The organism is Bartonella sp. SD1336NMGDW, assembly GCF_042193565.1.
Lineage (GTDB): Bacteria > Pseudomonadota > Alphaproteobacteria > Rhizobiales > Rhizobiaceae > Bartonella > Bartonella grahamii.
Genome location: NZ_JBHILW010000003.1, coordinates 65,636 through 82,051, shown reverse-complemented (window position 1 = coordinate 82,051; position 16,416 = coordinate 65,636). Strand labels below are relative to the sequence as shown.

General features: G+C 39.6%; 13 protein-coding genes. 10 read left to right on the top strand and 3 right to left on the bottom strand.

Going from position 1 to position 16,416, the window contains the following annotated elements; all coding sequences use genetic code 11:
* Positions 1–25: 25 nt before the first annotated feature.
* The 6 genes from rimP (at position 26) to truB (ending at position 7,004) form a co-directional block, all read left to right on the top strand.
* Positions 26–676, top strand: a complete 651-nt coding sequence (gene rimP, locus ACFIKH_RS03130) for a ribosome maturation factor RimP (RefSeq protein WP_375626871.1) — start codon at positions 26–28, stop codon at positions 674–676.
* Between the two features lie 47 nt (positions 677–723).
* The gene (gene nusA, locus ACFIKH_RS03125) at positions 724–2,355 is read left to right on the top strand and encodes a transcription termination factor NusA (RefSeq protein ID WP_375625637.1); all 1,632 of its coding nucleotides are present in this window, start codon (positions 724–726) and stop codon (positions 2,353–2,355) included.
* A complete protein-coding gene (locus ACFIKH_RS03120; protein ID WP_375626759.1) occupies positions 2,356–2,991 on the top strand; it encodes an RNA-binding protein in 636 nt (211 codons plus the stop codon). It abuts the gene before it with no gap.
* Complete coding sequence (infB, locus tag ACFIKH_RS03115; protein WP_375626757.1) at positions 2,988–5,507, top strand: translation initiation factor IF-2; 2,520 nt, start codon at positions 2,988–2,990, stop codon at positions 5,505–5,507. Before ACFIKH_RS03120 ends, infB begins: the two co-directional genes overlap by 4 nt.
* A gap of 122 nt (positions 5,508–5,629) precedes the next feature.
* Entirely contained in the window at positions 5,630–6,037 is a 408-nt protein-coding gene (gene rbfA / locus ACFIKH_RS03110; protein WP_273787793.1) for a 30S ribosome-binding factor RbfA, read from the top strand.
* A 4-nt stretch (positions 6,038–6,041) separates the two neighbouring features.
* Positions 6,042–7,004 carry a tRNA pseudouridine(55) synthase TruB gene (gene truB / locus ACFIKH_RS03105; protein ID WP_375653780.1) on the top strand — a complete coding sequence of 321 codons (963 nt, stop codon included), beginning with the start codon at positions 6,042–6,044 and terminating at the stop codon, positions 7,002–7,004.
* A 464-nt stretch (positions 7,005–7,468) separates the two neighbouring features.
* Here truB and ACFIKH_RS03100 read toward each other — a convergent pair whose 3' ends face one another.
* Entirely contained in the window at positions 7,469–9,097 is a 1,629-nt protein-coding gene (locus ACFIKH_RS03100) for an MFS transporter (protein ID WP_273787792.1), read from the bottom strand.
* Positions 9,098–9,409: 312 nt separating this feature from the next.
* Here ACFIKH_RS03100 and rpsO point away from each other — a divergent pair, with 312 nt between their 5' ends.
* From rpsO to ACFIKH_RS03085, 3 genes are all read left to right on the top strand, one after another.
* On the top strand, positions 9,410–9,679 hold the full coding sequence (rpsO, locus tag ACFIKH_RS03095; RefSeq protein ID WP_005774142.1) for a 30S ribosomal protein S15: 270 nt from the start codon (positions 9,410–9,412) through the stop codon (positions 9,677–9,679).
* A gap of 253 nt (positions 9,680–9,932) precedes the next feature.
* Complete coding sequence (gene pnp / locus ACFIKH_RS03090; protein ID WP_375651801.1) at positions 9,933–12,128, top strand: polyribonucleotide nucleotidyltransferase; 2,196 nt, start codon at positions 9,933–9,935, stop codon at positions 12,126–12,128.
* 72 nt (positions 12,129–12,200) lie between these two features.
* Positions 12,201–13,196 (top strand): class I SAM-dependent methyltransferase, encoded by a 996-nt coding sequence (locus ACFIKH_RS03085; protein ID WP_375670973.1) that lies wholly within the window; start codon positions 12,201–12,203, stop codon positions 13,194–13,196.
* Between the two features lie 19 nt (positions 13,197–13,215).
* Here ACFIKH_RS03085 and hslU read toward each other — a convergent pair whose 3' ends face one another.
* Complete coding sequence (hslU, locus tag ACFIKH_RS03080; protein ID WP_375648363.1) at positions 13,216–14,526, bottom strand: ATP-dependent protease ATPase subunit HslU; 1,311 nt, start codon at positions 14,524–14,526, stop codon at positions 13,216–13,218.
* Complete coding sequence (hslV, locus tag ACFIKH_RS03075; RefSeq protein WP_012754621.1) at positions 14,527–15,108, bottom strand: ATP-dependent protease subunit HslV; 582 nt, start codon at positions 15,106–15,108, stop codon at positions 14,527–14,529.
* A 220-nt stretch (positions 15,109–15,328) separates the two neighbouring features.
* Here hslV and ACFIKH_RS03070 point away from each other — a divergent pair, with 220 nt between their 5' ends.
* Entirely contained in the window at positions 15,329–16,318 is a 990-nt protein-coding gene (locus ACFIKH_RS03070; protein ID WP_375626744.1) for an asparaginase, read from the top strand.
* Positions 16,319–16,416 lie beyond the last annotated feature (98 nt).

The window sequence follows — 16,416 nt, the reverse complement described above, 5'->3', positions numbered from 1 at the left end:
GCTCTTTTTTAATATCATAAAACTGATGAAACCAACTTGGATAAAATGTATGAACGAAGCTGAAAAAATAAGCAATCTTGACGAACCACGCCTGTTTGAAGAAGATGGTATCGAAGCACAGGTTGCTGCTCTTGTCATACCACTACTTAAACCTTTAGGTTTTCGTTTGGTTCGTGTGAAACTTCTTGGTCAAAATGGTTTAACACTTCAAATTATGGTTGAACGTGCCGATGGTTCTATGACCGTAGAAGATTGTGAAACTGTTAGTCGAACTGTTTCCCCCCTCCTTGATGTACAAAATGTTATTGAACGCAAATATCATTTAGAAATCTCATCACCTGGAATTGATCGTCCATTGGTAAGAAAATCTGACTTTTTTCATTGGCAAGGGCATCTTGCAAAAATTGAAACCAAAATAACAATTGATGGGCGCCGAAAATTTCGCGGGACACTTACAAATATCACGCAAGATGGATTTATTTTAAACACTGATAAAGCTGCTTATGGAGAAGCCATGTATACCCCTATTTCCTTTTGTGATATCATAAATGCGCATTTAGTGCTTACCGATGAGCTTATTCGCGATGCATTGAAAAAAAATAAAGAGTTAGGTCAACAATTCATTGCTGAAGAGAAAGCTAACGACTCTATACAGACGCTCAATTTCAAAAAATAATATCACTGGGAAATACCCATCGTGTGGCACAAAGAAGGAGAAAATTGATGGCTACAAGCGCTAACAGGCTTGAGATTCTGCAAATTGCAGATGCTGTTGCACGTGAAAAGTCAATCGACCGTGAAATTGTCATTTCTGCGATGGCTGATGCTATTCAAAAAGCAGCACGTTCTCGTTATGGTCAAGAAACAAATATCCGTGCTGAAATCAATTCTAAAACAGGTGAAATTAAATTACAGCGCCTGCTTAAAATCGTTGATGTCGTTGAAGACTATACAACGGAAATTACTTTGTCTGATGCTCTTAAACATCAAGCAGAAGCAAAAATTGGTGATTTTTTTGCTGATCTTTTACCTCCTATGGATTTTGGACGTATCGCAGCACAATCTGCTAAACAGGTTATTGTACAAAAAGTACGCGACGCAGAGCGTGATCAGCAATATGAAGAATTCAAAAATAAAGTTGGTGAAATTATTTCTGGTACAGTTAAGCGTGTGGAATATGGTAATGTTATCGTTGATCTCGGACGTGGTGAAGCTATTGTGCGCCGTGATGAATTAATTCCTCGTGAATCATTCCGCTATGGAGATCGTATTCGTGCTTTTGTCAATGATGTACACCGTGAAACGCGTGGTCCGCAAATTTTCCTTTCACGCACACATCCCCAATTTATGGTAAAACTTTTCACTATGGAAGTGCCAGAAATTTATGATGGTATTATAGAAATCAAATCTGTTGCTCGTGATCCAGGTTCACGGGCTAAAATCGCAGTTGTTTCACGCGATGGTTCCATTGATCCTGTTGGAGCATGCGTTGGAATGCGAGGAAGTCGTGTACAAGCTGTTGTTGCTGAATTACAAGGCGAAAAAATTGATATTATTCCTTGGTCGCCTGATGCGGCAACATTTGTCGTTAATGCACTGCAACCTGCTGAAGTTTCTAAAATCATCCTTGATGAAGATGCTGAACGGATTGAAGTTATTGTGCCAGATGATCAACTTAGCCTTGCTATTGGACGACGTGGACAAAATGTTCGCTTGGCTTCGCAACTAACAGGATGGAACATTGATATTTTAACGGAAAAGGAAGAATCTGAAAATCGTCAAAAAGAATTTACTGAACGGAGTAAATTGTTTATGGAAGCCTTAGAGGTTGACGAAATGATCGGACAAGTTATGGCATCAGAGGGTTTTTCTTCTATTGAAGAAATCGCCTATATTGATCTTGAAGAGATCGCTTCTATTGATGGTTTTGACCATGATACCGCCGCTGAAATCCAAAGTCGTGCCCGAGAATATCTTGATCATCAAGAAAAAGAACTCGATGAAAAACGCAAAAAGCTCGGAGTTTCTGACGAATTGCGAACACTTCCTGGAATGACAAGTGCTATGTTGGTTGCTGTAGGTGAGGATGGTGTAAAAACAATAGAAGACTTTGCTGGCTATGCCGTTGATGATTTAGCTGGTTGGAGAGAACGCAAAGAAGGTCAAACACAGAATTTTTCTGGTATTTTAACCCCTTTTGACATTACACGCGCGGATGCAGAAGCTATGGTTTTAGCCGCACGTGTACAAGCAGGCTGGATAGACCAAGCTGATCTTGTTACAGAAAATCCTGTAGAAGATGAAAATTCTGCAGAAAATGAAAAAACAGATGATTTGGATGTGGATACACTTTAAATGAATGAACGGACTTGCATTGTGACCAGAAAAAATGCTTCAGCACAAACGCTGATCCGTTTTGTTATTGGTCCCAATAACCAAATTGTTCCTGATCTTAAAGCGAATTTACCAGGGCGTGGCGTTTGGATTTCTGCCCATCACGCTATTATTGAGAAAGCAATCAAACAGAAAGCTTTTCATAGAAATTTTAAAACAGATGTTGAGGTTGCGCCAAATCTTGTGCATGTTGTTGATACGCTTTTACTAAAAGCCGCTCTTTCAAGCCTTTCCATGGCACGAAAAGCGGGAGCAATTGTTATGGGAGCAACAAAGGTTGATGCTGCTATCCGATCTGGTAAAGTTATTCTTGTACTTCATGCTAAAGAAACAACAGATGATGGGAAACGAAAAATTGCACAGGCCATCCATTCAATACAACAACAAACAAATCGGACTATAAAAACCATATCTTTATTTACAAGTGATGAAATGCAAGTGGCTTTTGGCTCTAATCCTGTAATGCACGCGGCCTTATTGGACACAAAAGCTGCTGAGGGATTTCTCAAAACGACATATAAATTGATCAGCTATCGTGACGACAAGCATAGTAAGCCTAGTGAGATGACGGCACAAGCCGTGAAGGAAATACAATGAGTGAAAATAACAACGACAAAACAACAGTCAAGAAGACACTAACTCTCAAGCGGTCTGTCTTGGAAACGAGCACGGTCAAACAAAATTTTAGCCATGGCCGTACGAAGGCTGTCGTTGTCGAAACCAAACGGCGTAAAATTACGCGACCTGATGAAAAAGCTGAAACCCCACAGCCCATTACAAAGCCGCATGTGGCCCCTCAGCGCTCTAAACCGCGTTTTGAGGGAAAAAAGCCTCAAGAATCTGTGACCAAAAGCAATCTTTCATCGACTGAAATGGAAGCGAGACTTCGCGCATTAGAAGAAGCACATATCCAAGAAAGAATAACACGAGAACAAGCCGAAGAAGAAGCAAGACGCGCTAAAGAGCGTGAAGAAATTTTACAGCAAGAAATTAAAGAAAAAGAAATACATCTCCAACAAGAAGAAGAAATATCGCCAGTACAGGCTCCACCTGTTCCCCCTCTCATTGAACAGACAGATATTTCTATTGCGCCTAAAAACACAACTGTGGTTGAAAAACGCAAAATAGATGAAAATAAAGAGGAAGAACGGCATAGTCGACGTGCTAATCCTGCTAAATCAGAAATACGTGTACCAAAAGTTGTCAAAGGAGCTGATGAGCGGCGACGCGGAAAGCTAACTCTGAATAGTGCACTGGATGAAGAAGGAAGCGCACGTGGACGCTCAATGGCTGCAATGCGGCGTAGACAGGAAAAGTTTAAGCGTGCACAAAATCAAGAACCAAGAGAAAAAATTTCTCGCGAAGTTGTTCTTCCTGAAACGATTACCATTCAAGAGCTCGCACAACGTATGACTGAGCGTTCTGTTGATGTGATTAAATTCTTGATGAAACAAGGACAAATGATGAAACCTGGCGATGTTATTGATGCAGATGTTGCCGAACTCATCGCTGTTGAATTTGGCCATACTGTTAAACGTGTTTTAGAATCTGACGTAGAGGAAGGTATCTTTAATATAACAGATAATCCTCAAAACATGCAGCAGCGCCCTCCTGTTGTAACCATTATGGGCCATGTTGACCACGGAAAAACTTCTCTTTTGGATGCTATTCGTAAAGCAAATGTTGTTTCTGGCGAAGCAGGAGGTATTACGCAGCATATTGGTGCCTATCAAGTAGAACAAAACGGTCAAAAAATTACCTTTATTGATACACCAGGACATGCTGCATTTACGGCTATGCGTGCACGTGGAGCTCGTGTTACCGATATTGCTGTTCTCGTTGTAGCCGCTGATGATAGTGTTATGCCCCAAACGATTGAATCAATCAATCATGCGAAAGCCGCTGGTGTACCTATCATTGTTGCTATCAACAAAATTGATAAACCAGCTGCGAATGCACAAAAAGTGCGTACAGAACTTTTACAACATGAAGTATTTGTTGAAACTATGGGCGGAGAAACTTTGGACGTTGAAGTTTCTGCTAAAACTGGTCAAAATCTTGATAAACTTCTCGAAGCTATCCTTCTTCAAGCTGAAATGCTTGATCTGAAAGCAGATTCTCAACGAACTGCAGAGGGCGTTATCATTGAAGCCAAATTGGATCGCGGACGTGGATCTGTTGCAACAGTTCTTGTTCAAAAAGGTACATTACACCCTTCTGATATTATAGTTGCCGGAAATGAATGGGGTCGTGTGCGTGCTTTGATTGATGACCATGGTCGCCATATTAAAGAAGCGCTCCCCTCTACACCGATTGAAATTTTGGGCATGCAGGGAACACCTCAAGCTGGTGACCGTTTTGCTGTTGTTACGCATGAAGCAAAGGCACGTGAAATTTCTGAATACCGTCAACGATTAGCACGTGATAAAGCTGTTGCGCGGCAAACTGGTTCGCGTGGTTCTCTTGAACAGATGATGACAAAATTGCAAACGATAGGTGTTAAGGAATTTTCTCTTATTATAAAAGGGGATGTGCAGGGATCAATTGAAGCAATCGCTTCAGCATTGGAAAAACTCGGAAATGATGAGGTTCGTGCGCGTATTGTACATTCTGGTGCGGGAGGAATTACCGAAAGTGATATTTCTCTTGCGGAAGCTTCTAATTCTGCTGTAATTGGTTTTAATGTTCGAGCCAATAAGCAAGCACGTGATTTTGCTAAAACACAAGGAATTGAAATTCGTTATTACAACATCATTTATGATCTTGTTGACGATATTAAGGCTGCCATGTCTGGATTACTCTCACCAGAACAGCGTGAAACTTTCCTTGGTAATGCTGAAATTCTAGAAGTCTTTAACATTACAAAAACTGGAAAAGTTGCAGGATGTCGTGTTACAGAAGGTAAAATAGAACGAGGAGCCGGTGTTCGCCTTATCCGCGATAATATCGTTATTCACGAAGGAAAGCTGAAAACACTCAAACGCTTTAAGGATGAAGTCAATGAAGTGCAAAGTGGTCAAGAATGTGGAATAGCCTTTGAAAATTATGAAGACATGCGCGCAGGAGACATCATTGAGATCTTCCGTATCGAACATATTAATCGCACATTATAAAATAATCCAATAACTTTACTCTGTTGTAAAATGAAGAAAGTTATTAGGTTTTATACACAATATCTCTTTTTCCTTATCTAAATGGTTAAAAAAAGAGATCTTGTAGCAAGGATAAAACTTTGATGAAAAATGCAAAGCCCTCACAACGGCAACTTAGAGTAGCAGAGCAAGTACGTCATGCAATAGCGCATATATTACAGCGTGATATTTTGCTTGATGATATCTTGAAAGATATTGTTATTTCTGTCTCTGAAGTACGCATGTCACCAGATTTAAAAATTGCTACTTGCTTTGTATCACCTCTCAGCACTCTTAAAAATGCTTCTCATACCGATGTTGTTGATACCCTCAATAAACATAGTCGTTTTCTCCGTGGAGAAATCAGTCACGCGTTGCGACAAATGAAATATATGCCTGAACTGCGTTTCCGACTTGATAATAGTTTTGATAATTTTTCAAAAATTGATGCCCTCCTTCGCTCGCCTGAAGTTGCTCGCGATCTTCACCATAGTGATAAAGATGAGGATTAAAGATATGGCACGGCAACACAAAAAAAAAGGGCGTCCTGTTTCTGGCTGGGTCATATTTGATAAACCAAAAGGAATGAAATCAACAGAAGCTGTCTCACAAATCAAATGGCTCTTTCATGCACAAAAGGCAGGACATGCAGGAACACTTGATCCTCTTGCTTCTGGTCTCCTTCCCATTGCATTGGGCGAAGCAACCAAAACCGTCCCTTACGTGATGCAAGGCAAAAAAACTTACCGTTTTCATATCGCTTGGGGAGAAGAGCGTTCAACAGATGATCTAGAGGGCGAAATAACGAAAACTTCTCTCAAACGTCCAACACAAGAAGAAATACTTGCTCTTCTTCCTCAATATACAGGTGTTATTTTGCAAACGCCTCCGCAATTTTCAGCAATAAAAATTGCCGGAAATCGTGCCTATGATTTAGCGCGTGAAGGGGAAGTTGTTGAAATTCCGCCCCGTGAAGTGGAAATAGAAACTTTCAAATTATTAGAAATGCCTACCAAAGAGCACTCTGTCTTTGAAATAACCTGCGGAAAAGGAACTTATGTGCGCTCTTTAGCGCGCGATATGGGACGTGATCTAGGTTGCTATGGGCATATTGCTGATTTAAGGCGTATTTCTGTCGCACCTTTTGATGAAGAAGATCTCATTACATGGGACGAACTAAAAGCGGCCGTTCGGCCAAATAAAAACACTACAGATGAAAATAATCGTTCTTTTGAAAAAAACTTCACAAAACTCGATGAGCTCTTAATTGAAACAAGCGCTGCATTGGATTGCCTCCCTCACTATATCCTTAATGAAACTCAAGCACAGAGAATTATAAAGGGTCATTCTATCCTCTTAAGTCATCACAAAGTACCTCTTGACGAAGATGAGATTTTTGTCCTCTATAAGGAACAACTTCTTGCCATTGGCACCCTCGACAAAAGTTTATTTAAACCGAAGCGGATTTTCACAATTTAATCGATTCTTTTCCACAACCACCTTTTGCGGAAAGATATTTTTCTTTATCAATTAAGAAAAATATGGTGCTTTTCATTGTCTATATTTACCGTATTCATATCAAAATTTAAGTCAGTGCTATAAGCTAACACCACCACACACTTTTTCCTCTTAATGTCGGAACAATCCTTGCGTTTGAAAGGATTCATAAGAGGCTTTTTATTTCTTATTCAATCGTTTTTTACTCACACTTTAACCCTCATTTGTAATGTGCAAGCGAAGATTTAGACTGATTTACTCTAAATAGATTTGAAACGAGAAAAGCTTGAGATTTTTAAGACTATCACTCAACATGAAAAACGACAAATAATCGTTATAAATCAATTTATTAACCACTTAAACAGCAATTTTTTGTTATGATTATGCTAACAAATCGATCGAAATAATATTAACGTATTTAATATTTTACAAAAACTGTTTTAACCCTAAGGGAGATGATCAGAGGAGGCTTTTAAAAGCATCTCATTGGCTTGGGGTATTGTTTGGCGTTCAATCATACGGTGCACTCTTATGCCGTTAGGAGCACAATTTAAATGACGCAAACGCTTATTGACTTCTGCATCCGCTTTTGTACGACGATGATTATGGCGTAAATAATCTACCCATGTCGGCATATGATAAGCCTCTGTCCAATATTCAGGTCTTTCAAGATCTCGTAAAAGAACCCACTGACGCGCACCATCACGTAACCGGATATGGCGTCGACGCGTCATCACTTTGAGAAACTCTTCGAGATCATTTTCATGAATTTGATAATCAATCATTATCATGATCGGGCCACTTCTTGCTTTGAGGTCGAGTAATAGTTCCGGCTCTCTAAAATGATCAAGAGGATTTAAATCTATCTGAGGAATTTCTTGAATTCTAAATTTTACCCCCGCAAGAGCACCAAAAATCAAGAATAGAGAACAAATACTCAAAGCAATTGTTGGAGAATAACCATCAGCTAAGCCTCCCCAGATTGCACTTCCAATAGCCATCCCCCCATAAGACGCCGTTTGATAAAGTGCTAAAGAACGTGCAACAACCCAGCGTGGTGTAGAGAGTTGTACAGATGTATTAAACAATGATAATGCCAAAACCCAACATAAACCTGCAGGAAATAAAGCAATATGGCTTATAATTAGTGAACGGCTGATTCCCAATAAAAAGCAAGAAAAGGCGAAACCAATAAATGCACTTGCAATAATTGTTTCTGAACGAAAATGATGCCGTACAACTGCATTAATAATACCTGCTGTCATGGCTCCTAACCCAAAACAACCGAGCAATGTACCATAAAGAAGGGCACTTCCTCCAAGAACTTTATGCGCAACAATTGGCAAAAGTGCTAAAATAGAAATAGCTCCTATACCAAAAAGGAACGCTCGAACCATAATACTCAGGAGATTAGGTGACATCGCAACATAACGCAAACCATCTGAGACAGCTCCTAACAGCCTTTCTCGTGGCAATGAGTTTTTTTTATAATTCGACTTCCAGAAAAATAACGCACCGATAAGAGGAATATAGCTTATAGCATTAAACAAAAAAGCAGCAGATGCCCCCAAAGTTGCAATGATGGCACCGCCAATAGCAGGACCAACACTCCGCATCAAATTAAAGCCTACACTATTCAAACTAACAGCAGCAGGAATATTTTCCCTGCTCACAATATCTCCTATCGTTGCTTGCCAAGAAGGATTATAAAAAGCTGTGCCACATCCAATCAAAAACGTAAAACATAACAAAAGCCAAGGTGTTAGAAATCCCATATAGGCTAAAACAGATAAACTCATGGATATGACCATCATCATAATCTGCGCACACAACATAATTTGACGCCGATTAAAATTATCCGCTAATGCCCCTGCCATCAAAGAAAACATAACAAGTGGTAATGTTGTGGCACTTTGAACAAGCCCAACCATGGAATGCGAAGAACTAATCAACGCCATTAACCACCCTGCTCCAACAGCCTGTATCAGCCCCCCTAAATTAGAAATAAGAGTAGATGACCATAGATTTCGAAATACCGAATTACGAAAAAGTTTTAATGTTGAAATGCTCTGCATCTTTTTCCTCCAAATCGGTATTTATCATCTTTGTTAACACACACGCTCATAATCTTTGTATCAAAAGGATGCATAATTCTTTAAAAGACTTCTCATAAAACTCTATTTAAATCAATATTTCAAAACAAAAGCTTTTATTTAAAGAAAGACTTCAAAATGCTGTAAAGGACTAGTATTTTAACCTTCTTTCCTATATAAGGACGAAAATAGGTAAGAGTCTTTGACTCTTCTTGTTTCCTCACAGACCCTTGCTGAACGACATCTCGGCTATGGGTGACTTTATGTTTCTTCGTTTTTGGAAAGGATAATACGATGTCGATTACAGCTGAACGTAAACAAGCTCTTGTCGCAGAATACGCAAATAAAGTTGGTGATACAGGATCACCAGAAGTACAGATTGCTGTACTTTCTGAACGTATTTCTAATTTAACAAACCACTTTAAATCTCACAAAAAGGATAATCATTCTCGTCGTGGTCTTTTGAAGATGGTGTCTCAACGCCGGCGCCTTCTTGATTATCTTAAAGGAGTTGACCAAAATCGTTATCAGACACTTATCAAGAAGTTAGGTTTGCGTCGCTAAAAGAAAAATGGTGGTGGTGTTTTAAAAAAAACCACCCATTTTTTCAACGTGTTGCTTTTAATTAAAAAATTTAAAAACTGACAAGTTATTATGAGATAGGACTGCTCATCATTTCGCATTTAAGGCAGTTTACTTCTCTCTTCTCGTAACAAAGATAAAAAGTATGTTGTCCACCCCAGAGCTTGGAAATATGCTACGCAAAACCAGAATGTGAGCAATCAAAGATTTAAACACTGGTCATTAAGGATAAAAAATGTTCAAAACGCACAAGATAGAAATTGAATGGGCTGGGCGTCCTCTCACCCTTGAAACAGGGAAAATAGCACGTCAAGCTGATGGTGCAGTGATTGCTACCTATGGAGAAACTATTGTCTTAGCAACCGTTGTATCAGCCAAAAGTCCAAAACCAGACCAGGATTTTTTTCCACTCACTGTTAATTATCAAGAAAAATCCTATGCTGTTGGTAGAATACCTGGGGGCTATTTAAAACGTGAAAGTCGACCAAGTGAAAATGAAACTTTGGTTTCACGTTTGATTGATCGCCCAATTCGTCCCCTTTTCGTTGAGGGATATAAAAATGATACGCAAGTGATTGTTTCCGTTATACAGCATGATCTCGAAAATAATCCCGATATCCTTGCGATGATTGCATCTTCTGCTGCATTGACCCTGTCAGGTGTTCCTTTCATGGGTCCTATAGCTGGTGCCCGCGTTGGCTATTGTAATGGACAATATGTTCTCAATCCTCATATTGATGAAATGCCTGAATCAAAACTTGATCTTGTTGTTGCTGGAACAGAAAGTGCTGTTTTGATGGTTGAATCAGAAGCACAAGAATTACCGGAAGATATCATGTTGGGTGCCGTGATGTTTGGTCACAAAGGCCTTCAACCTGTCCTTGATGCCATTATAAAGCTTGCTGAAGTTGCTGCAAAAGATCCTCGTGATTTTGTTCCTGAAGATCTTTCTGAACTTGAAAAAGCAATGCAGAAAATGGCAGAACAGGATATACGAAAGGCTTACACAATTACTGATAAGCAAGAACGTTATGCTGCAATTGATGCACTAAAGACAGAAATCCTCAATAAATTTATGCCCGAAACAGAAGAAGACTGTAAGTTTAGTGCAGATCAAATTGCAACCGTATTTAAACAGTTGCAAGCAAAAATTGTTCGCGGGAATATTCTTGATACCCAAAAGCGGATTGATGGACGCAATCTTTCTACCGTGCGCCCTATCCAATCAGAAGTAAGTATTTTACCCCGCACACATGGATCTGCACTCTTTACCCGCGGAGAAACACAAGCTATTGTCGTTGCAACACTAGGAACTGGTGAAGATGAACAATATGTTGATTCGTTAACGGGAATGTATAAGGAAACATTCCTTCTCCATTACAATTTTCCACCATTTTCAGTGGGTGAAACGGGACGCCTTGGTTCTCCTGGTCGTCGTGAAATTGGACATGGCAAATTGGCATGGCGGGCAATTCACCCCATGTTGCCAACGAAAGAATCTTTTCCTTATACCATTCGTGCTGTCTCAGAAATTACAGAATCCAATGGCTCCTCTTCAATGGCAACGGTTTGTGGGACCTCACTTGCTCTCATGGATGCCGGCGTTCCTCTAGCACGCCCTGTTGCTGGTATTGCTATGGGCTTGATTAAAGAAGGAGAACGCTTTGCTGTTCTGTCTGATATTTTAGGGGATGAAGATCATCTTGGAGATATGGATTTTAAAGTCGCAGGAACAGAAAATGGTATTACTGCCTTGCAAATGGATATCAAAATTGATGGTATTACCGAAGAGATTATGAAAATCGCGCTTGAACAAGCCCAAGGTGGACGAATCCATATCCTCAATGAGATGGCGAAAGCTTTAACCAGTGCACGTGCTGAGCTGAGTGAATTTTCTCCACGAATCGAAGTTATGAATATTTCTGTCGATAAAATCCGTGATGTTATCGGCTCTGGTGGTAAAGTTATTAGAGAAATCGTGGAACAAACTGGAGCAAAAATTAATATCGAAGATGATGGTACCATTAAAATTGCTTCTGCTGATGCTAAAACCATTGAAGCAGCAAAACGCTGGATCCATTCTATTGTTGATGAGCCTGAAGTTGGTGCTATCTACCAAGGAACAGTTGTAAAAACTGCAGAATTTGGTGCATTTATAAACTTCTTTGGTTCTCGTGATGGACTCGTTCATATCTCTCAGCTTGCATCAGAACGCGTTACCAAAACAACCGATATTGTGAAGGAAGGTGACAAAGTTTGGGTTAAATTAATGGGCTTTGATGAGCGTGGAAAAGTTCGGTTATCAATGAAGGTTGTTGATCAAAAAACCGGAAAGGGAATCACCGCTGATAAAGAGATGAATGAAGAAAAGTCTGTGGATGAAAAAAAACAACCTGAAAATAAGCGCCGCCGTAAGAAAAAAGAAGAGTAAGTTTTTCCTCTTATCTTATCATGAAATGCCATCCCAACATTGGAGTGGCATTTTTCTTTGAAAGAGTCATGTGTGTTATTATTTTTGCCTTTTGGAAATCATGAACTCCCGTATCCTGATCCAAACCAATGTTGGTTAGGTTTCGGTTTAACAGAAATCCCAACTCCAGAATGGGCACAGAATTTAAAAGTTATTACGCCTTGGCGACCAGATTTTTTAAAATTTGTCGATACTCCATTTCACTGCTCTCCTCAAATAGATAAAACCTGCAGCTATGATGGTGCATTTTTACATTTGAGCAAATATCGTGGTTTTAACCAAAATTGTTTTCTTGATTTATTAGAATGCGTTAAACCCAATGGATGGATTGTAATCAGTGGGAATAAAACTGCTGGTGCTGCTTCAATGATGAAGTGGGTTAAAACAATTGTTCCCATCACCAACAAATTGTCTAAAAATCATGGTCTTGTATTTTGGTTGCAAGTTCCTCAACAAATTAAGAGACATAACATTGCACAATTGCGCTTACCACCGCTCACTTTTGATAAATTTCAAACCACTTCTGGTATGTTCTCACACGGACGTACTGATCCGGGATCTGCTGCACTTGCTTCTTATATGCCCAAAGTTATTTCTGGAAAAACGGCTGATTTTGGTGCTGGATGGGGCTATCTTTCTCACGTTGCGCTTGAAAGAAGTGAAAAACTCACCGCTCTCGACCTTTATGAAGCAGACTACAACGCTTTGAGAGCAGCACAACAGCACCTTAAATCCATAACAGCTCCTTTTTCAATTCATTTTTATTGGCACGACCTTGTGCATGAACCTATCACAAATCTGTATGATACCATCATTTCAAACCCACCCTTTCACACGCAACAAACGACAGATATTTCATTAGGAAAAAATTTTATTATAAATTCTGCAAAGTGCCTAAAACCAGGCGGCAGTCTGCTTTTTGTTGCAAACCGCCACCTGCCTTATGAAACATTATTAAAAAATATTTTCCGCACAGTGTTGATACATGAACAAGCCCATGGTTTCAAAATTATCGAAGCACGCAGATAAACAGAACAAGCTATAACTTTCAAAGAATAAAACGTGAAAGATCGATATCAGCAGCAAGCTCACCAATAGATTTTCTCACATAAGCGGCATCAATTGTAAACGATGTTCCAGCTTTATCAGGTGCCGTGAAAGAAATTTCATCCAAAACGCGCTCCATCACTGTTTGCAAACGACGTGCCCCTATATTTTCAATCCTTGCATTTAAATCTACAGCAATATCTGCTAAAGCATCAATTGCATCATCGGTAATTTCCAAATGAACCTCTTCTGTTGCCATAAGAGCAATATATTGTTTAATCAAACTAGCTTCTGGTTCCGTTAGAATGCGCCGTAAATCTTCTCTTGTTAAAGGGTTGAGCTCCACACGGATGGGCAAACGTCCTTGAAGTTCCGGTAATAAATCAGATGGCTTAGAAACATGAAATGCACCTGAGGCAATAAAAAGAATATGATCTGTTTTGATTTGCCCATATTTTGTACTAACCGTTGTTCCTTCAACCAAAGGCAAAAGATCACGTTGAACGCCCTCACGTGAAACGGCAGCACTAGCTCCACCATCCCTAGTTGCAATTTTATCAATCTCGTCAATAAAAACAATCCCGTCATTTTCAGCAACACGAAGCGCTTCTTGAATAATTTGATCCTGATCAAGGAGTTTTTCAGATTCATCATCAATAAGCGGCTTAAAAGCATCCCTTACTGTCGTCTTACGGACTTTTGTACGACTGCCCATTTTTCCCAAAATATCTGATAAATTCATAATACCCATTTGTGCCCCAGGCATACCAGGAATATCAAAGGTTGAAGCACTATTGCTATTATTATCAGCGACTTCAATTTCAATCTCTTTCTCATCCAATTCACCTTCACGCAATTTTTTGCGAAAACTATCACGGGTAGCGGGACTGGCTGTTTTACCAACAAGGGCGTCTAAAACGCGCTCTTCAGCATTCACGTGAGCCTTTTCTTTTATTTCATCCCGTTTCTTTTCACGCACAAGAGAAATGGCAATTTCAACAAGATCGCGAATAATTTGCTCAACATCACGTCCCACATAACCAACTTCAGTAAATTTAGTCGCTTCTACTTTAACGAAGGGTGCTCCAGAAAGTTTTGCTAATCGACGTGCAATACCAGTTTTACCAACACCTGTTGGCCCTATCATTAAAATATTTTTTGGCATAACTTCTTCACGCATCGGCTCCTCAAGCTGTTGCCTACGCCACCGATTGCGCAGTGCAATAGCTACAGAGCGTTTGGCATCATTTTGGCCAATAATAAAACGATCAAGTTCAGAAACAGTCTCACGAGGGGAAAATACAACACACATTTAAATAGCTTTCTCTAAAGAAGATAATTCTGCATCCAATGTTTCAATCGTAAAATGATCATTGGTGTAAACACAAATTTTAGCGGCAATAGCCATAGCTTTACGAGCAATAGTTTCTGCATCCAAATCCAAATCCATGAGTGCACGCGCTGCTGAAAGAGCAAAATTTCCTCCAGAGCCAATTGCCATAACCCCATCCTCTGGTTCTAATACATCACCAAGCCCTGTTAGAGCCAAAGTTACTTTCTTATCAGCCACGAGCATCATTGCTTCGAGACGACGCAAATAGCGATCTGTTCGCCAATCTTTTGCAAGTTCTACACAGGCACGCATAAGCTGATCAGGATATTGTTCAAGCTTTGTTTCCAATCTTTCCAGTAATGTGAAAGCATCTGCCGTAGCACCAGCAAAACCAGCAATAACCACTCCGTTCTTTCCAAGACGACGCACTTTACGTGCATTACCTTTCATAATTGTCTGCCCAAGAGAGACCTGACCATCACCGGCCATCACGACTTTTCCACCTTTTCGTACCGTAATAATTGTTGTACCATACATTATGTCTGGCTTATGTTCTGTCATAAGGAGACTCCTTAATATTAACTTTACTTTTTAATATTGATTTCTTTTCATACAATGTAAAACTCAACTACTATTGTCCTATTTAAGAACATATACAGCAAAACACAATGATTCAGCATAACTCAATTTGTTGAAAATGGAAAAATGATATCATTGTTGTCAATGTAAATTACTGCTAAATAGCTTTATATAAACAGTTTGTGCCTTTTAGAGGAAAATTATGAAAAAAATAGCCATAGGGACCTTAGGTGGAACAATTGCAATGACTGCTGATCGTTTTGGTCACATGCAACCGACTTTAACTTCAGATAACCTCATAAAAAGTGTTCCTGATTTAAATAACGTTGCTGATATTCATGCACAAACATTAATGCAAATACCAAGTGGATCTTTATCGTTTCAAATTCTTTTTGAAATAATCGAGTGGGCAAAACAACAAATAAACGCTGGTGCAGAAGGTATTGTTTTAACACAAGGGACTGATACTCTGGAAGAAACAGCTTTTTTTCTTTCTCTTTATTGGAAGGAAGCTGAACCACTCATCATAACCGGCGCTATGCGCATGCCTCATGAAGCAGGTGCGGACGGCCCGGCCAATATTTTAGCAGCCACTCGTGTCGCAGCAGCTCCACAAAGTCGTAACAGGGGCGTTCTTGTTGTCATAAATGATACAATTCATTCACCTTATTGGCTTTATAAAAGCCATACCGTCAAAGTCGAAACATTTCAATCAGGTCTTGTAGGTATTTTAGGAACTATTTTAGAGGGAAAACTTATTTATTTCAATGATCAAAAACTTTTTCCGACAACGTTTGATCTCCCCCAAAACCACGATCATCAAATTGCACTCCTCTATTCCTCTTTATCATCTGATGCACAATTAATGAAACTATGCCTTGAAAGTGGGTATTATGCTGGAGTTGTTATTGCTGGTTTTGGTGCAGGACACTGTAGTTTTCAAGAAGCCGACCTTGTGCAACAATATGCACAAAAAATACCAATCATTATTGCTAGTCGTTGTTGTAATGGCTCAACAACTCGTATAACTTATGGCTATAAAGGCTCAGAAATCGATATGATTGCTTCTGGTGCTCTCATGTCTGGTTATTTATCAGCCGTAAAGGCGCGTCTACTTTTATGGGCGTTTTTATCGCAAGGGCACTCATTAGCACAAATCCGTGCAAACTGGAATGACTGGACTATAAGTTAATGAAAAATGATCTATTATCTTAAAGAAGAGAGCATGCAAAACAAAATTTATTTGAAAATCAAGCCGCTCATCTTGTCCACTTTTAATCGATTGCTGCG